The sequence below is a fragment of the Deltaproteobacteria bacterium genome (assembly GCA_009692615.1).
GTDB lineage: Bacteria > Desulfobacterota > Binatia > UBA9968 > UBA9968 > DP-20.
The window spans coordinates 1-16047 of the sequence record SHYW01000121.1; the positions used below are offsets into that span (position 1 = coordinate 1).

Consider the following 16047-nt stretch of genomic DNA (forward strand, 5'->3'; position numbering starts at 1 on the left):
TTTCCCGCTTGCTCTGCTTTTTCTTTCTCGCCCACGCCAAACTCGCAAACGTTGTCTGCTCCCCCACGCTCTTTCCTCCCGCCTCACCTTGTCGGTCTTTCTGCTCTTCGTTATTAGACGACTTGCTAGATGACTTGTTCAGAGATTCCATGGGAAGGTTCGACTTCGGTCAAGGCAATACCACGGGTAGAAAATCTAGCGATTGTGGTTGCAACAAGCGATAGACCGGCACTTCGCTCGATGCACCGATCGACGGATGGGTGCCTTTCTTGTCCACCGGCAACAAACCGAGAGAAACGAAACTCGACGTCGACTCTGGTTCGAGGGCGGCGACCAATAAATTGGCGTTGGACTGAGCCATGGTAAAGACAAAAGTGCCGGCGGGGAATTTGACCCGTTTCTTAACAACTTCGGTACTCACACTTTGCCGCACATACCCTTCGACGAAAGTCGCGCCACCCCGGCGGTCCAAAACTTGAAAACTCTCAACTTCAAGATCGGCCGCGACACGCAGCTTTTTCACCTCGATCCCGGATAACGCCAGGCGCCGCGCGATGTCGTTAAACGACGGCGCCAGCAAATAAGCGTAGGGCCGCTGGCGCGTGAGCTGCGCTTGAGTCGCTAGCGTGTCTTCCCAATCGACCTCGAGGTCTTTCAACTCTCCGCTGACCGGATCGATCATCGTCAGTTTTTGCTTGGTGATTCGTCCGCGCGCCGTCACCACGATCTCGTTTCCAGGTCCGATCTCCCGGCCGCGGCGCGCGACTTCGGCGCGGCTCGCGCTTACCGCGCGCATCACTTCACTCGCGTGGTCGGCGGAGGTCTGTAGTAGCGCGCCGATCGCAACATAGTGCGAATGCACTCGCCGGGCGAATCCTTCCCGGCCAATGCCAACACCGCGGCTTTCGATCAAAAAGGAGATCGCATTTTGCAGCCCGCCGGCGTTGCGGCCAATATCCGGAGCCGTGCCGCCCATCGACACCCGCTTGTCCGCTTCATTGTACGAAGTCGTGTAATACCAAAACTGCGAGTAGCCGGCGCGTTCCACATCGGCGACCATGTTGCGGCGAAACAATCCCTCCGCCAGTTGAGTGAGCGCTGGCGGCAAATTTGCCGTGGTCGCGTAAAGCATCATCAGATCCCATGACTGCAACATGCCAAACTTTTCCAACCAGCGCGTGGCGACGCTGAACTCATGGGCATCGACGACCACCTCAGGCTGAAATTCATTGAGCAATCGGTGTAATGCCTCGGTTTCCGGTAAATCCATCTTGATATGATCGCGGTTGATATCGACGCGGCGCGGAGTGTCGCGAGTAAAATATGATGCCCCGTCCGGGTTGCAGCGCGGTACGATCACCACGGTAATCCGATCGAGCAACGGGCGTAACGCCCCCGAAGCCAACTCTTTAGCGAGCAAGAGCATGGCCTCGCCGCCGGCCGGTTCGTTGCCATGTTGCAATCCTTGAAGAAAAACGACCGGCCGGTTGAGTCGTAACAATTCAGCGGTGCTGAAGGTCCCGGAGTTACTGAAAATCATCGCAGCGATCGCGCGGCCTTCCTGCGAGTAGCCGATGATACGGCTCGACATATTATTCGCCTTGGCCTGTAGCGCGTAAATAAACTCCATCATTTCTTCATGCCCGGTAAAATCGCTCTTGCCGGAGGCGAATCCGGGTGTGTCGAATTTCATCTTAGGATCGCCATAGCGACGCTTGACCGCCTCGCTTTGGTGATACTCACTTGCCGGAATGAACTGCGCCTGGAGTCCGGTTTGGCCGGCTAAAGCAGAAATACATACGCACTGCAGCAAGACTCTGTTAATTCTAAAGCGCATACCCCATACCTTTTGATTGAACTCGCGGTAATCAGAACGGCGCCGATACTACAACAGCATCGGCAGGTTTGCACTCAAATTTTTCCGTACGGCAATTTGACGCCGCGCTACTAGTTCGGATACGCTCAACTGGCCTTAAGAAAGACCCAGGCGAGTTAGAGAAGTTTCATTACCAACAATCCACTCTAGCCGCAGAGGAAAACCACCCATGGCCGAATCCATCATACTCGACGCCGACTCGCACGTCAGCGAACCGCTGAATCTGTGGCAGGAACGCTTGCCGGTGAAATACCGCGACATCGCGCCGCACATGGAAACTTCACACGACGGCCAACCCGGCGCCTGGTGGCATATTGAAAAAGACCGCAAACCGCACAATGTGATTCTCGGCTTCGGCGCCAACAAGTCGATCGAAGAATTGCAAAAGTTGCTGGAAGGTTTTTCCTATGCCGGCGCCCATCGCGGCGGCTGGGATCCGGCGCAGCGCTTGAAGGACATGGATCAAGACGGCGTCGCCGGCGATGTGCTTTACACGACGCTGGGCTTTCGCATGTTCTGGATCAAAGACGCCGGCTTTCAACGCGCCTGTTTTCAAGTCTACAACGATTGGCTCGCGGAATTTTGCGCCCATGCGCCCAAACGGCTGAAAGGCTTGGCGCTGATCTCGCTCTACGATCCTAAGCTCGCGGCGCAAGATTTGGCCGACGCCGCTAAAAAGGGATTAGCCGGCGCGATCATCTGGGCCTCGCCGCCGGAAGAGCTGCCGTTTCATTCGGAAAGCTACGATCCCTTTTGGACCGCCGCACAAGAACTAAAAATGCCCCTCAGCCTGCACGAGTTCGCCGGCTTGAAATGGGTCGATTGGGACGACAGCGCGCAAAAGCGCACCGTCGCCCAAGCGATCAACTCTCACGAAGTGGAACAAACCTTCGCGACCTTGATCCTCTCCGGCGTGCTCGAACGCTTTCCCAATCTGAAAGTGGTCTCGGCGGAATTGAACTGCGGCTGGCTGCCGTTTTTTCTTTTCCGCGTTGACGAACGTTTCGACGCCACCGGCATCCGCTTTCGCGGCACGCCGTTTCCCACCAAGTTAAAACTGAAGCCGAGCGAATATTTTCGCCGCCAGCTCTACGCGACGTTTATCGACGACGGCTTCGGCGTCGCCCATCGCCACGACATCGGCGTGAAAAACATTCTCTGGTCCTCCGACTTTCCTCACAGCGCAACTTTCTGGCCCAAGTCGCGGGAAAAAATCGCCGCCGATTTCAAAGCCGTGAGCGCTGACGACAAAGAGAAAATTCTTTGCCGAAACACCGCGCAACTCTATGGATTTGACCTCAGTTGAGCGAGACGAAAAGCACCGCCAAGTTCCGCTATAAGCCGATTGCGCGGCGCAACTCAGAGTCGCAGCGACTAGCACTCTGACTGTCGAACTCTTGACAGCTTGCCCCCCTAGCGTCGAAACCCAATTCGCGTCCTCCTCGACAAATTGCTTCCGGCTGCGTTGGCCATCGCTTATACTGTCTAGCAGAGCGAGCCAGCGCCAGAAGTAAATCGATTTGGCGCCGGCGCCCTAGATTGGCGGGACTCATGGAACCTATGGAGCAACAACCGAAAACTTTGGTCGACATGGTCGCCCAGATCAATGAGTGGCTCGCAGCGCAAGATCGCTCCGGCAACGCCGATCAATTAGCCAGGATCCTGAAAACCGTGGTCAAACTGTCGCACGACGACGGCGCGCGGGGCGATGTGAAAATCTTAAACCGCGCTATGCAGGAGCTGCGCCACGCATTCAGAATCTTCGCGCCGTACCGGCACATTCGTAAAGTAAGCATCTTCGGTTCGACCCGCGTGGCGGAAAGCGATCCCTATTACGCTCTGGCGCGCAGTGTGGCCCAGGGTCTGGCAGAAGCGGGGATAATGGTGATCACCGGCGCCGGCCCGGGCATCATGCAAGCGGGCCATGAGGGCGCCGGACGCGAGAAGAGTTTTGGCGTCAATATCCGATTGCCTTCGGTGCAAGCGGCGAACCCGTTCATTCTCAACGATCCCAAGCTCATGGATTTTCACTTTTTCTTCACCCGCAAACTCATGTTCGTCAAAGAAGCGGACGCGGTGGTGATCTTTCCAGGCGGCTTCGGCACCCGCGATGAACTCTTAGAGTCGATCACGTTAGCGCAGACCGGCAAGAGCCAGCTGGTGCCGATCATCTTGATGGACCTGCCGGAAGGGACTTACTGGTCGCGCTGGCAAGATTTTCTACGCGACGACGTGATGAGCCGGGGGTATATCGTCGAGAGAGAAATGAAATTTTTCAAAATCCACACTGACCCGGGTGCAACGGTCAAGGAGATCACGAGCTTTTACCGGAATTTTCACTCTTATCGCTTCGTCAAGCAGGACCTCGTAATCCGGCTCAACCGTCCACCGCTGCCCGCACTGATCGACCGGTTGAACCGCGACTTCGCCGATATCCTTTCAGACGGCAAAATCAGACAAACCGAGCCCTTGGCCGGCGAAGCTGACGATCCCGACACGCTGCACTTGCACCGGCTCCTGGTGCGTTTCAACCGCGAAGATTTTTTCCGGCTGCGCCAAATGATAGACGAGATCAACGGCGTGGAGTGACGGTAAGAAAAACCTAAGCCGTATTTCACCGTAAGAAATTGTCGTGGCGAAAAAATTTTCGCCCTCGCCCCGCGACATAGACGCGTCGTTCAAGCCAATTGAACCACTGCCAATTCCCGGTAGTGGTTCAGTTTCGCCAATACTTGTAGGGGCGGACCTATGTGTCCGCCCGTCCGGAGGGCCGACACGCAGGTCAGCCCCTACATTGAGATGCGACGTCAAAATCAAACTGAACCATTGCCCAATTCCCGTACTGCTTGACAGTGACCCGCGATTAGCATGAGAATCGGCGCGAACTCATCCAAGACTGAACCACACCATTCCAAGAGGAGAACAACAATGGCTTACAATATGATTTCCGCCGACGATCACATCGACTTGGGATATTTACCGCGCGATTTGTGGACCGAGCGCATGCCCAAGTCTATGCTCGACCGCGCACCTCACGTTGAGGACCGCGGCGACAAGGGCGAGTACTGGGTATGCGACGGCGAGACCTGGGCCGATTATCGCGGCGAACGCTGGTTCGCCAGAACTAATCGCACGCGTCTCGCTCTCGACCGCGGCGGCGTCGGCGAAGCGCACCGGCCGACGACCACGGCGAAACGGCTCGCCGACATGGATCGCGACGGCGTCGAAGCCTCGCTGATGTTTCCGCCGATCATCGCCATGCAAGTCGGCGACGCCGAGCTACGCAACGCCACCGTGCGCGCCTACAACGACTGGGCGCTAGATTTTGGCAAGAGCGCGCCCAAGCGGTTCTTTCCCGTCGCCATGCTCTCCAGCTGCGACGCCGCATCAGCCCGCGATGAAGTCATCCGCGTCGCCCAGTTGGGTTTCAAAGAAGCCAACTTCTTGGTCAACGACGTGACCCTGGAAATGAACCTGAAGCCCTGGGATATTTTTTGGGACGCCGCCGAGGAAGCCGGCATCGTCGTCTCCTATCACGTCGGCGGCAGCGTGCAGAAAAACTCGGTGCGCGCCACCATCGACTCGGTCAAACCGGGCGACCACCAAGGCGTCTTCGATATGGGACTGAGCAACGGCGCGACTTCGTTTTTCAATCCCTTCGTCAACATGTTCAACTTCGGCACCCTGGAGCGCCATCCTAAATTGAAATTCTGCCTGGCCGAGTCGGCCATCGGCTGGATACCGTTTGTCGTGCAGGAAATGGACTATCGCTACAAAAGACAATTCGAGCGCAGAAAAGCGGCGGAAATCCCGCTCAAGAACATGCCCAGCGAAATTTTTAAACGCCAAGTCTGGGCGACCTATCAAACCGACTTGGTCGGCCTCCACCTGGTTGAATTTTTCGGCGACGGCCACATCATGTGGGGATCGGACTATCCCCATCCCGACAGCACCTGGCCGTTCTCCAAAGAAGTGATCGAGAAAGACTCTGCCCACCTGGCGGCCGACATCAAAAAGAAAGTCCTGCGCGACAACGCGGCGGCGCTGTACGGTTTGGCAAATTAACAAAGGTCGGGGCGAAAGATTTTTCGCCCTTACTGACGCTCGCGCTTTCGTGGTAAATACAAATCTCCCATTGAAGAGGTAGATCATGGCGAAAAACGGCTTTAAGATTTTGGACAGCGACATGCACGTCATGGAGCCGCCCGATCTGTGGGAAAAGTACATCGACAAAAAATTCCGCCATCGCGCGCCGCGCGGTGTGACCAGCCACAACGTGCGCGATTTGCGCTTGGTCCATCCCGACGGCGTCGAATGGTCGCGCAAAACCACGCCGGCCAACGATCCCGCCAAGGGAAAGAATTTCGAAGAGAAGCAGCAGATCCTCGGCAACGATGCCGCCCGCGGCTGGACCAACGAAGTGCAGTTGGAAGCGATGGACATCGAGGGCATCGACATCGCCGTGCTCTACCCGACCCGCGGCCTGCGCGCGTTAGTCGATGAGCGCATGGATCCGGAATTCGGCGCCGCCATGGCGCGCGCCTACAACGACTGGATGCACGATTTCTGCGCCCGCGATCCCAAACGTTTGATCGGCGCCGGCATGCTCTCGCCGTTTAACATGGACGATGCCGTCAACGAAGCACGCCGCTGCGCCGAGCAGTTGGGCTTTCGCGCCGCCTTCCTGCGCGCCAACCCATTGGTCGATCACCAATGGCAAAGCGCCTATTACGACCCGCTGTGGAGCGCGCTCGAAGAGTTGAACATCTCGGTGGGATTTCATGAGTCCACCGGCACCGGACGCAATCAAGTCGGCGAGCGCTTGGAACCCAACTTCATGTTGCGCCGCGTGTTCGCCCAGCCCATGGAACAGATGCTCGCGCTGGGCTGCTTTTGCGGCGGCGGCGTGCTCGCACGTCATCCCAAACTACGCGTCGCGTTTTTAGAAGCCAACTGCAGCTGGCTGCCCTGGCTCCTGTGGCGTTTGGACGAAGCCTGGGAACTCGACGGCGATGTTTGGGCCAAAGACGTCAAAGAAAAACCCAGCGAATATTTCAAACGCCAATGCGTCGTCTCCATCGAGCCCGATGAAATGATCGCCAACAACGTGCTCCAACAAGTCGGCAACGGCAATTTAGTTTTCTCCACCGATTATCCCCACGTCGACTCGCGCTATCCCGAAGCGACCAACCATTTTCTCCGTCTGCCCTTCTCCGACGAAGACAAGCGAAAGATCCTTTGGGACAACTGCGCGAAGTATTACGCTATGTAGAAAGATCGTGATTCACCACGAAGTGAATGAAGAGCACGAAGCTTGCGGAGAAATGATTCCGAACCTCGTGTCCTTCGTGGTGAAAACATCCCTTCGCTTTTCCGGCAATGCTCCGCGACGGCTTAACCATCTCGTCAAACTTTCGCATCGATCTGGTTGGCCAGCGCGTGGCGCTCGTCGTTGTGATCCTCGCGGTTTGGTGGTTCGCCGCCCTTTCGGTGCCCCATTATATTCTGCCCGGCCCGGCACGGGTCTGGGACGCGTTCAGCCGCATTACGGCCAATGGCGATTTGTGGAATAACGTCGCCATTACCCTCTGGCGCGTCGCTGCGGGCTTTGTCGTCGCGGCGCTGGTCGGCCTGCCCTTCGGCATCCTGCTCGGCGCCAATCGCCGTGTCGGCGATTTTTTCGAACCGGTGATCCCGGTATTAAACAGTGTCTCCTCGGCGATCTGGGCGATCTTCGCGATCATCTGGTTCGGCATCTCCAACGCCACGACTATTTTCGTCGTGTTCATGACCGCCATGCCGTTGATCGTCACCAACGTCTGGCAGGGCACGCGCACCGTCAACGCCGACTTCATCGAACTCGCCAAGGTGCTGCGCATGCCCGACTGGAAGGTGATGGTAAAAATCTATTTTCCGACCATCTTGCCGCATTTCTTTTCCGGCGCGCGGCTCGCCTTCGGCTTTGGCTGGCGCGTCTCGCTGGTCGCCGAGACCATCGGTTCATCGAGCGGCGTCGGCTACCGTTTGCGCCAGGCGGCCGATCTGATTCAGACCGATCAGGTTTTCGCCTGGACGTTAACGCTCGTCGTACTCATGGCGACGCTCGAAATGGGTATGCTGAAACCGCTGGAAAATTATCTCTTCCGCTGGCAAAAAGAGGCGCCGCGGCAATGAAGACCGACACTTCAACGCCGGCGATTCGCCTCGCTGGCATCCATAAAAGTTTCATCACCGCCGGCAAATCTCTCGTCGTCCTCGGCAACATCGACCTCAGCGTTGCGACGGGCACCATCGTCGCTTTGCTCGGCGCCTCGGGCTCGGGCAAGAGCACACTATTGAACTTAATCTCCGGTTTGATCCAAACCGACCGCGGCGAGATTCGCCTTCAGGGCGCCGCCGGCAGCGAATTTAACGACTGGCGGCGCATCAGTTACATGTTTCAAGAAGATCGCTTGCTGCCGTGGCGCAGCACGCTCGCCAACATCGAGTTTGCCCTGGAAGCCGGTTCCATGGCCAAAGCCGAGCGCCGCCAGCGTGCCCGCGAGGTTTTACAGCTGGTCAATCTCGGCGATTTTGAAAAAGCCTTCCCCTACCAACTTTCCGGCGGCATGCGCAGCCGCGTGGCGCTGGCGCGCAGCCTGGTGACCAGGCCGACAATTTTACTGATGGACGAGCCGTTTTCACGTCTCGACGCCCAGACCCGTGGGCAGATACATGCCGAGCTATTGCGCATTCACCAGGTCACGCCGCTGACGATTCTGTTCGTCACCCATGACGTCGAAGAAGCCGTCGTGCTCGCCGACCAGGTCGCCGTGGTGTCGCCGCGGCCGGCGACCATCCGCGCCATCGTCGACATCGACTTAACGCGACCACGCGACCCAACCCACGCCGAGGCGACGCGCTACATTCAACAACTGCGCGAGTTGATTTAATCCCCAAGTTTTAGATTGCGCTCGCCACGGGCTTTGATACCATGCGCCCAAACAACGGTTCGGAGGATATCGTGAAAGCTAGAAGACTAACCACATACGCGCTCGCCGCATTGGTATTGTTATTTTTCAGTGCGCTCCCAGCGACGCTCCACGCGCAGAAAATCAAGGTCGGTTATTGGACCAGCGGATTTAGCCTGGGCTTTGGCGCGGTGATGGAGCAGCTCAAATTCGCCGAGAAGGAAGGCCTCGACGTCGAGTGGGTCAAGTTCGCCGAAGTCAACGGTCCGACCCGCGCCATCGTCACCAACTCCATCGACTTGGCTTTCGCCGCGCCGTCGACCAACTCCATGGCGGTCGCCGCCGATGGCGTACCGGTAAAAATCGTCCTGGCGACGCAGATCGCTGAAGCCCAGATCGTCGTTCTCGACAACTCGCCGATCAAAAGCGTCGCCGAATTGAAGGGCAAAAAGATCGGCATGTCGCCCGCCGGCAGCGCCACCCACGCGCTGGCCACGGCGATATTCGATCAGAACTTCAACATCAAGCCCCATGAATTCACCGTCGTGCCGGGCAACGAAGCGCGGCTGGCGCAGTTCCTCACGCAGCGGGAAATTGACGCAGCGGTGATCCGCTCGGTGACCATCGCGCAAATGGACGAAGTCAAACTACGCTACTTGGCGCCGGTCGTCGACGAATGGAAAAAACTCACCAAGGGAAACGCCGCGCCCATCCTGGCAGTGACCATCGTCTACAGTGACTACCTGGCGAAAAACGCCCAAGCCGTAGCGAAGTTCATCGCCGCGGCGCGCAAAGCCGTCGACTATGGTTCGAAGAATAAACCCAGGGTCGCCGAGCTGCTGCAAAAAGTCGCCAACATGAACAGCACCGACGCGCGCGCCTATGCCGACCAATGGGACGGCGCCTACATGGCGACCTTCGAGCCCCAAGACATCACGTCGCTCAAGCGTATGCATGAGATCGTCAAGGCCGAAGGCGGCATCAAGAAAGATCCGCCGGAAAGCGCCTTCGATGCTGGCGCCTATCAGTTGTCCAAAAAGATCAAGTAAGGAACTTGCCCATGGAAAATAACGACAAACTCACTCATCGTTTAACGCTCCTAGAAGGCGTGGAGTTTTCCCCCGCCGATCGCGAAGCTATTGCGAATGAGATCGAAGATAATCTCCGGGTCGTCGCCGAGCTGGAAGAATTTGGCGAAGATAGCGCGTGGATTTCCCACCAAGCGCAGCCGGCGAATAGGAAGGCTTGATTATGGCTGACGCGGAAATTCTTGAACTGAGCCTCACCGATCTTTCCTGGCTGATCGCCGCGCGCAAAGTGTCGGCAGTGGAAGCGCTACAAGCGACGCTGACACGGCTCAAAGCCCTCGACGATAAGCTCAACGCTTTTATCACCGTCTGCGCCGACTCAGCCCTCGCCGACGCTACGAACGCCGATCAGGAGATCGCTGCCGGCAACTACCGCGGTCCGCTGCACGGCGTGCCGTTGAGCATCAAAGACATGTTCGAGATGAACGGCGTACTCACTACCGGCGGGTCGAAAATCTTGCAAGACTGGATTCCCGACCGCGATTCGACGTTGGTCGAAAAGCTGCGCGCCGCCGGCGCGGTGATCTTCGGCAAGACCAATTTAGATGAATTCGGCCACGGCGGCACTTCGACCTTGTCTCATTACGGTCCGGTGCATAATCCGTGGAACATCGACCGCATCGCCGGCGGCTCCAGCGGCGGTTCCGCCGCCGCCGTCGCCGCGCGCATTGGACCGTTGTCCTACGGCACCGAAACCGGTTCATCGGTGCGCCGGCCCGCGTCCTATTGCGGCATCGTCGGTTTCAAACCGACCTTCGGCATCATCAGCCGCCACGGCTCCTTCCGCGGCGCCTGGAGCCAAGATCACGTCGGACTATTCGCCCGCACCGTCAAAGACATCGCGCTGGCCCTCGACCCCGTCGCCGGCTACGACGCCCGCGATCCGGCCAGCGTGCAACAAAATCCTCGCGCTTACGCGCAGCGACTCAGTGAAAACATAAAAGGCTTGCGTGTCGGCGTGCTGCGAAAATTTCTCGACGGCGTCGACGCGCCGGTGCGCGAGGCGTTTCTCGCCGCACTCAAAGTCTTCACCGACGCCGGCTGTAAGATCGTCGACATCGACGTGCCAGAGATCAGCTACGCGGCGATGACTTCCATGCTCACCAGCTCGGCCGAAAGCGCCGGCATCAATCGCCGCTGGTTTCGCGAACGCGCCCAAGACTACGTGCCCCATGTCGCCCGCGGTATCGCCGTCGGCATGGCCATCACCGCTGCGGAATATCTAACCGCCCAACGCGCCCGCCACCGCATCCGCGCGGCGGTCAGCGTAGCTTACGAGAAAATCGACATCATCGCCGCGCCGACTACCGCGCGCGTGGCACCGCCGCTGGCGCAAGGAGTCCAGGGCAACGGCGACGACTCGCGCCACGCCAGTTACAACCAGTCCAACCTATTGCGCTTCCCAAGCATGCTCGGTCTGCCCGGCTGCTCGCTGCCCATAGGGCTCAACCCCGATGGCTTGCCGATCGGCATGCAGCTCATCGGCGCATCCTTCGCCGATCAAACCGTCTTGAACGCCGCCGCGGCCTATCAGAGCGCAACCGACTGGCACACGCGCCGCCCCGCGCTCGCGAGTGCATAGAAGAAAGATGGTTCTCACCACGAAGGACACGAAGAGCACGAAGTTCGGAATATTAATTATTCCAACCCTTCGTGTCCTTCGTGCCTTCGTGGTGAAAGAGACCTTCTCCCTATAACAACTAAGGAGGATCGCATGGCAAAGAAACAAACCGCCCTCAGCCGTCGAGATTTCTTGAAACAGAGCGCCGCCCTCGGCGCCGGCGCGTTATTTACACCGCGCCTTTCCCGCGACGCCATGGCCGCTTCGCGCGAGCGCGTCACCATCTACCACAACACCGTCGCCGACTCGACTCATCCTTACAAACAAAGCTCAGGCTCGATCTACGGCAACTGGCAGCATGTCTTGGAACCGCTGGTGGAACTCGACTACAAGAAAAAGGATTGGGTCGGCGTCCTCGCCGAGTCCTGGCAGTTTCAGGGCAACCGCTGGGTCTTCAAACTGCGAAAGGGAGTCAAGTTTCACAACGGCGCGCCGCTGACATCCAAAGATGTCGCCCACTCGGTGGAAAAAATGCGCGACGAAAAAGCCGGCAGCCTGCAAGGTTCTAATTTTAAAGACGTGACGGAAATCCAAACGCCCGACGATCAAACCGTCATCTTCGTCACCAAACAGCCGCTAGCGATTTTTCTCGATCGTTTACGCAACCGCTTCATCACCAGCAAAATCGCCGGCGACAAATTCGGCGATCAATGGATCGACCACCCGATCGGCACCGGGCCGTATAAATTCGTCAGCTTTCAACGCGGCGGTAATCTGGTGTTCAGCCGCAACGACGACTATTGGGGCGGCAAGGCGGCCATCAAAGAGATCGTCTTCCGTAAAGTCACCGAAGACAGCGCGCGCCTCGCCGCCTTGGAGTCGGGTCAGGCGGACTTCATCAACGACGTGCCGGTGCACGAAGTGGCGCGCTTGGAGCGCCATCCGCGCCTGCGCGTCGACAAGATCGAAGGGCTGGAAATGTATTTTCTGATGATGAACGTCGCCTACAAGCCCTTCGACAACAAGCTCGTGCGCCAGGCGGTCAACTACAGCGTCGACGCCAACGCCATCGTGAAAAATATTTTCGACGGCCTGGGCTATCCGACTCCCGGTCCGGTGGGCGCCCAGGTGCTGGGCAGCGATACGAAACTGAAACGCTATCCCTACGATCCACAAAAAGCCAAGCAGCTCTTAAACCAAGCGGGTTACACCAACGGCTGCGACGTGCAGCTCTATTATTCCGCCGGCCGCTATCCCAAGGATCGCGAAGTTTGTCAGGTGATCGCCGCGCAGCTGGTCAAAGGCGGTTTCCGCGTCGAACTGATCTCGCAAGAGTGGGCGCTGTTCTGGGGACCCGAAGGCGTCAACGGCGGCAAGCTGCCTTTCTATTATAACAATCGCGGCTCGCTCACCGACGCCGATACATTTTACGATCAATATTTTCGCACCGGCACGACCAAGCGCTGCAACTACAGTAATCCGGCCTTCGACAACCTGATCGACGACGAACAACAAACCGCCGACAACAAAAAACGCGTCGCGTTGCTCCAGCAGGCGGGAAAAATTCTCATGGACGACGCCCCCTTCGTGCCGCTCTACAATCTCGCGGCGATCTTCGGCGCGGCGAAAAATCTCACCTGGAAAATGCGTCCCGATGAGAAAGTCCTCGGGTGGGACATGAAGATCGTCTGACGAGCAGCGAATCGTTTGCCGCGCGGTGCGCCAATCATGCGTGGCGACTCTCGGTGAATCGGCCTTGCGATACTGAGGCGACCGCGCGTTAGTGATATATTGGGTGCGGTCTATGGACAATGAGCAATTTGCCGAGCTGGCAAGCTGGATCACTCAAGCCGGGTTGGCGGGACAGGACGAAACCGCGACGTTGACTGGGCTCTGCGAGCGGCTGAATGCGCTCGGTGCCCAGCTAGCGCGCGCCAACATCGTCATCGACACGCTTCATCCGGTGTACCAAGGCCGCGCCTTCACCTGGAAACGCTCAACTCAACAAACCGCGCTCACCGAATTCGGCCGCAGCGACGAGCGCCTCAATCTTTGGGAGCGCAGTCCATTTTATAACCTTGAAGTTTCCGGCGCGCCGCAACTCCGGCGCCGCTTGAGTGGCGGCACGGCGTCGGAATTTCCGCTGTTCACGGATCTAATCGGCGACGGCATGACCGATTACCTCGCCATCGCCAATCGCTTTAGCGCCGAAGTGGCGATCGGCGATCTCGATTGCGTTTATTCCTCCTGAGCCACCGACGCGCCCGGCGGATTCGCCGACAGCGACATCGCGGATCTCATGCGGCTCGCGCCGATACTCGCCCTGACCATGAAATCGGCGTCGCTCACGCGCATCGCCAACACTTTGGCGCAAACCTATCTGGGCCGCGATGCCGGCCGCAAAGTCCTCGAAGGGCGCATCCAGCGCGGTGTCACCGAGCGCATCGAAGCGGTCTTATGGTTCAGCGATCTGCGCAACTACACGCGCATCAGCGACAGCGCCGAACCGGAACTGATCATTCCCCTGCTCAACGAATATGCCGAAGCGATCCTGTCGGCGATTCATGCTCACGGCGGCGACGTGCTCAAACTCATCGGCGACGGCACCTTGGCGATTTTTCCCGCCGGCGATCGCGCCAACGCCTGCCGTGCCGCCTTGGCGGCAGCCGCCGCCGCGCGCCAGGCCGTCGCCGTCGCCAATCACCGGCGCGCCGCGCAAAGTTTGCCGATCACCGACATGTATTTGGGATTGCACGTCGGCGATGTCTTTTACGGCAACATCGGCAGCCGCGAACGTCTCGATTTCACCGTCGTCGGCCCGGCGGTCAATGAAGTCAGCCAGATCGCCAACATGTGCCGCTCCGTCGACCAACCGATGCTGGTCTCCTCGCCCTTCGCCGCCGCGATCGGCGAACCCAACGGTCTATTGGTGTCGGTGGGACGATACGCGCTACGCGGCGTCGCCAAGCCGCAAGAACTTTTCACATTAGATCAAGAACCGGATGTGCCTGAGTGAATGCGGCGCACCTGGGTAGCGTCGTGCATTGAAGCAAAATGCCTCGCTCCCCCTTTTTCAAAGGGGGAAGTAAGTTTCGAAATCAGATCCCCTCTTTGAAAAAGAGCGGCTAGGGGAGATTTTCTCCGATGCAGCTAACTGGCGAACAACTTACTTCTGCGGCAAGACTTCCTTGATCAGCTTGAAGATCGGCGTGAGATCTTGGTACTCGGGTTTGGCCAGGTCGAAATATTTTTTCCCTGGGTCCAAGCGATTGGTAGGATCGACGTCATCTTTGGGAATATCGATGCGCCGCGAGTTGTGCGCGTCGGGACGGCCCCATTTCTGAATGGCGATTTGTCCTTCGCGCGACAGCAGCCAATTGATCAGCACCTTAGCCGCGTTGGCATGTGGCGCGCGCGCCGCTAACCCCAGAGTGCCCCCCGCCGCGCTAGTGCTGCCGCCCTCCTTCCACTCGTCGGTGTCGAAATAAGCGATCGGCAGCTGTTGCTGCACAGCCTTGCCCACTTCGGCGGCGGCGTTGCAGCGAATACAGATCGGCAATTTTCCGGTCGCCAGCCAGTCGGTCATCTGGCGCGCGTCACGGCTGATCGTCACCTGCATTTCGCCGTAGAGTTTCTTGATGAACGGCGCGCCGAGATCGGCATGATAGTAAAAATATTGCAGCGCCGCGCCCATGCCGAAGGTCCTCGGATCGAGCGAAGAAATCTTGCCCTTCCACTTCGGCTGCAGCAGATCCCAGTGGGATTTGAATTCGCCGGGATTGATCTGCTTGACGTTGTAAATAATTTGCCCCGCCTGCGAGTTGGCGTTGAAGGCGAAGATATAACGCCGCTCGGCATCGATGTAACGATGTTCGCCATCGTACCATTTCGACTGATCGACCACTTCCGGTAGCAGCAGCGCCGGCTTGATCGGATCGAGCACATGAGCTTTGTAAAACGCATCATGCAGCGAATTGGCGCCGGCGCTGATGACGTCGACCAGATACTTCTCGCCGCGCCGCTCGGCGAGCACCCGAGCCGCCAACTGGCCGCCGTTGATCAGCAACGTTGAGACTTTGATCTTGGGATATTTTTTCTTGAAGCCTTGAGCACCCGGTCGTATTCATAGCAGCAACCGTACAAGCTTACCTGCCCTTCCGACTCGGCAGCCCGCACGGTCTTGTCCCACTCCGCCTGCCAATTGGTCTGAGCGAAAACCAAGTTGGCAGTTGCTGCAAGCAAAACAGCAACAACGAAAAAGTAACGAAACTCGATTTTCACGAAGCGACCAAAGTTGTCCGAACCCCTCACCATTCTTCTAATGGCTACCGCAGATCACATTGAGCACCGCTTGGCGCTTTTCCTCTTTGACGATTTTAAGCGCGCGCTTGAGCGCCGGCAAAACTTCCTGCGGATCGTCGATCATCTCGCCGTAGCCGCCATGCGCTTCGACGATTTTTTCATAGCGCGGCGACGGCGCCAGCGCGGTCAACGGAAAATTTCCCGTGCTCACCGCCCAGCCGTCAGGCATCACCTGTTGGGTCGCCGCCTTGGTCGAGTGCCAGATCGAGT

General features: G+C 58.1%; 12 protein-coding genes and 1 pseudogene. 11 read left to right on the forward strand and 2 right to left on the reverse strand.

From position 1 onward, the window contains the following. Nucleotides 1-169: 169 nt before the first annotated feature. Complete coding sequence (locus tag EXR70_21560) at nt 170-1837, reverse strand: peptidase M14 (protein ID MSP41085.1); 1668 nt, start codon at nt 1835-1837, stop codon at nt 170-172. Nucleotides 1838-2045: 208 nt separating this feature from the next. Here EXR70_21560 and EXR70_21565 point away from each other — a divergent pair, with 208 nt between their 5' ends. From EXR70_21565 to EXR70_21615, 11 genes and pseudogenes are all read left to right on the forward strand, one after another. Further along, a complete protein-coding gene (locus EXR70_21565; GenBank protein ID MSP41086.1) occupies nt 2046-3182 on the forward strand; it encodes an amidohydrolase in 1137 nt (378 codons plus the stop codon). A 245-nt stretch (nt 3183-3427) separates the two neighbouring features. Continuing rightward, nucleotides 3428-4465 (forward strand): LOG family protein, encoded by a 1038-nt coding sequence (locus EXR70_21570; GenBank protein MSP41087.1) that lies wholly within the window; start codon nt 3428-3430, stop codon nt 4463-4465. Between the two features lie 279 nt (nt 4466-4744). Then, nucleotides 4745-5941 (forward strand): amidohydrolase, encoded by a 1197-nt coding sequence (locus tag EXR70_21575; GenBank protein MSP41088.1) that lies wholly within the window; start codon nt 4745-4747, stop codon nt 5939-5941. Between the two features lie 85 nt (nt 5942-6026). Beyond that, complete coding sequence (locus tag EXR70_21580) at nt 6027-7148, forward strand: amidohydrolase (GenBank protein MSP41089.1); 1122 nt, start codon at nt 6027-6029, stop codon at nt 7146-7148. 107 nt (nt 7149-7255) lie between these two features. After that, nucleotides 7256-8050, forward strand: coding sequence for an ABC transporter permease (locus tag EXR70_21585; GenBank protein ID MSP41090.1), 795 nt, complete (start codon nt 7256-7258; stop codon nt 8048-8050). Next, a complete protein-coding gene (locus tag EXR70_21590) occupies nt 8047-8808 on the forward strand; it encodes an ABC transporter ATP-binding protein (GenBank protein ID MSP41091.1) in 762 nt (253 codons plus the stop codon). Before EXR70_21585 ends, EXR70_21590 begins: the two co-directional genes overlap by 4 nt. A 41-nt stretch (nt 8809-8849) precedes the next feature. Further along, the gene (locus EXR70_21595) at nt 8850-9875 is read left to right on the forward strand and encodes an ABC transporter substrate-binding protein (protein MSP41092.1); all 1026 of its coding nucleotides are present in this window, start codon (nt 8850-8852) and stop codon (nt 9873-9875) included. An 11-nt stretch (nt 9876-9886) separates the two neighbouring features. Continuing rightward, a complete protein-coding gene (locus EXR70_21600) occupies nt 9887-10075 on the forward strand; it encodes a hypothetical protein (GenBank protein MSP41093.1) in 189 nt (62 codons plus the stop codon). A 2-nt stretch (nt 10076-10077) separates the two neighbouring features. Continuing rightward, on the forward strand, nt 10078-11496 hold the full coding sequence (locus EXR70_21605) for an amidase (protein ID MSP41094.1): 1419 nt from the start codon (nt 10078-10080) through the stop codon (nt 11494-11496). A 132-nt stretch (nt 11497-11628) separates the two neighbouring features. Continuing rightward, nucleotides 11629-13167 (forward strand): twin-arginine translocation signal domain-containing protein, encoded by a 1539-nt coding sequence (locus EXR70_21610; GenBank protein ID MSP41095.1) that lies wholly within the window; start codon nt 11629-11631, stop codon nt 13165-13167. Between the two features lie 112 nt (nt 13168-13279). Beyond that, nucleotides 13280-14491 (forward strand): annotated as a pseudogene (locus EXR70_21615) (adenylate/guanylate cyclase domain-containing protein). 150 nt (nt 14492-14641) lie between these two features. Here EXR70_21615 and EXR70_21620 read toward each other — a convergent pair. After that, nucleotides 14642-15598, reverse strand: coding sequence for an extracellular solute-binding protein (locus tag EXR70_21620; protein MSP41096.1), 957 nt, complete (start codon nt 15596-15598; stop codon nt 14642-14644). Nucleotides 15599-16047: the final 449 nt, after the last annotated feature.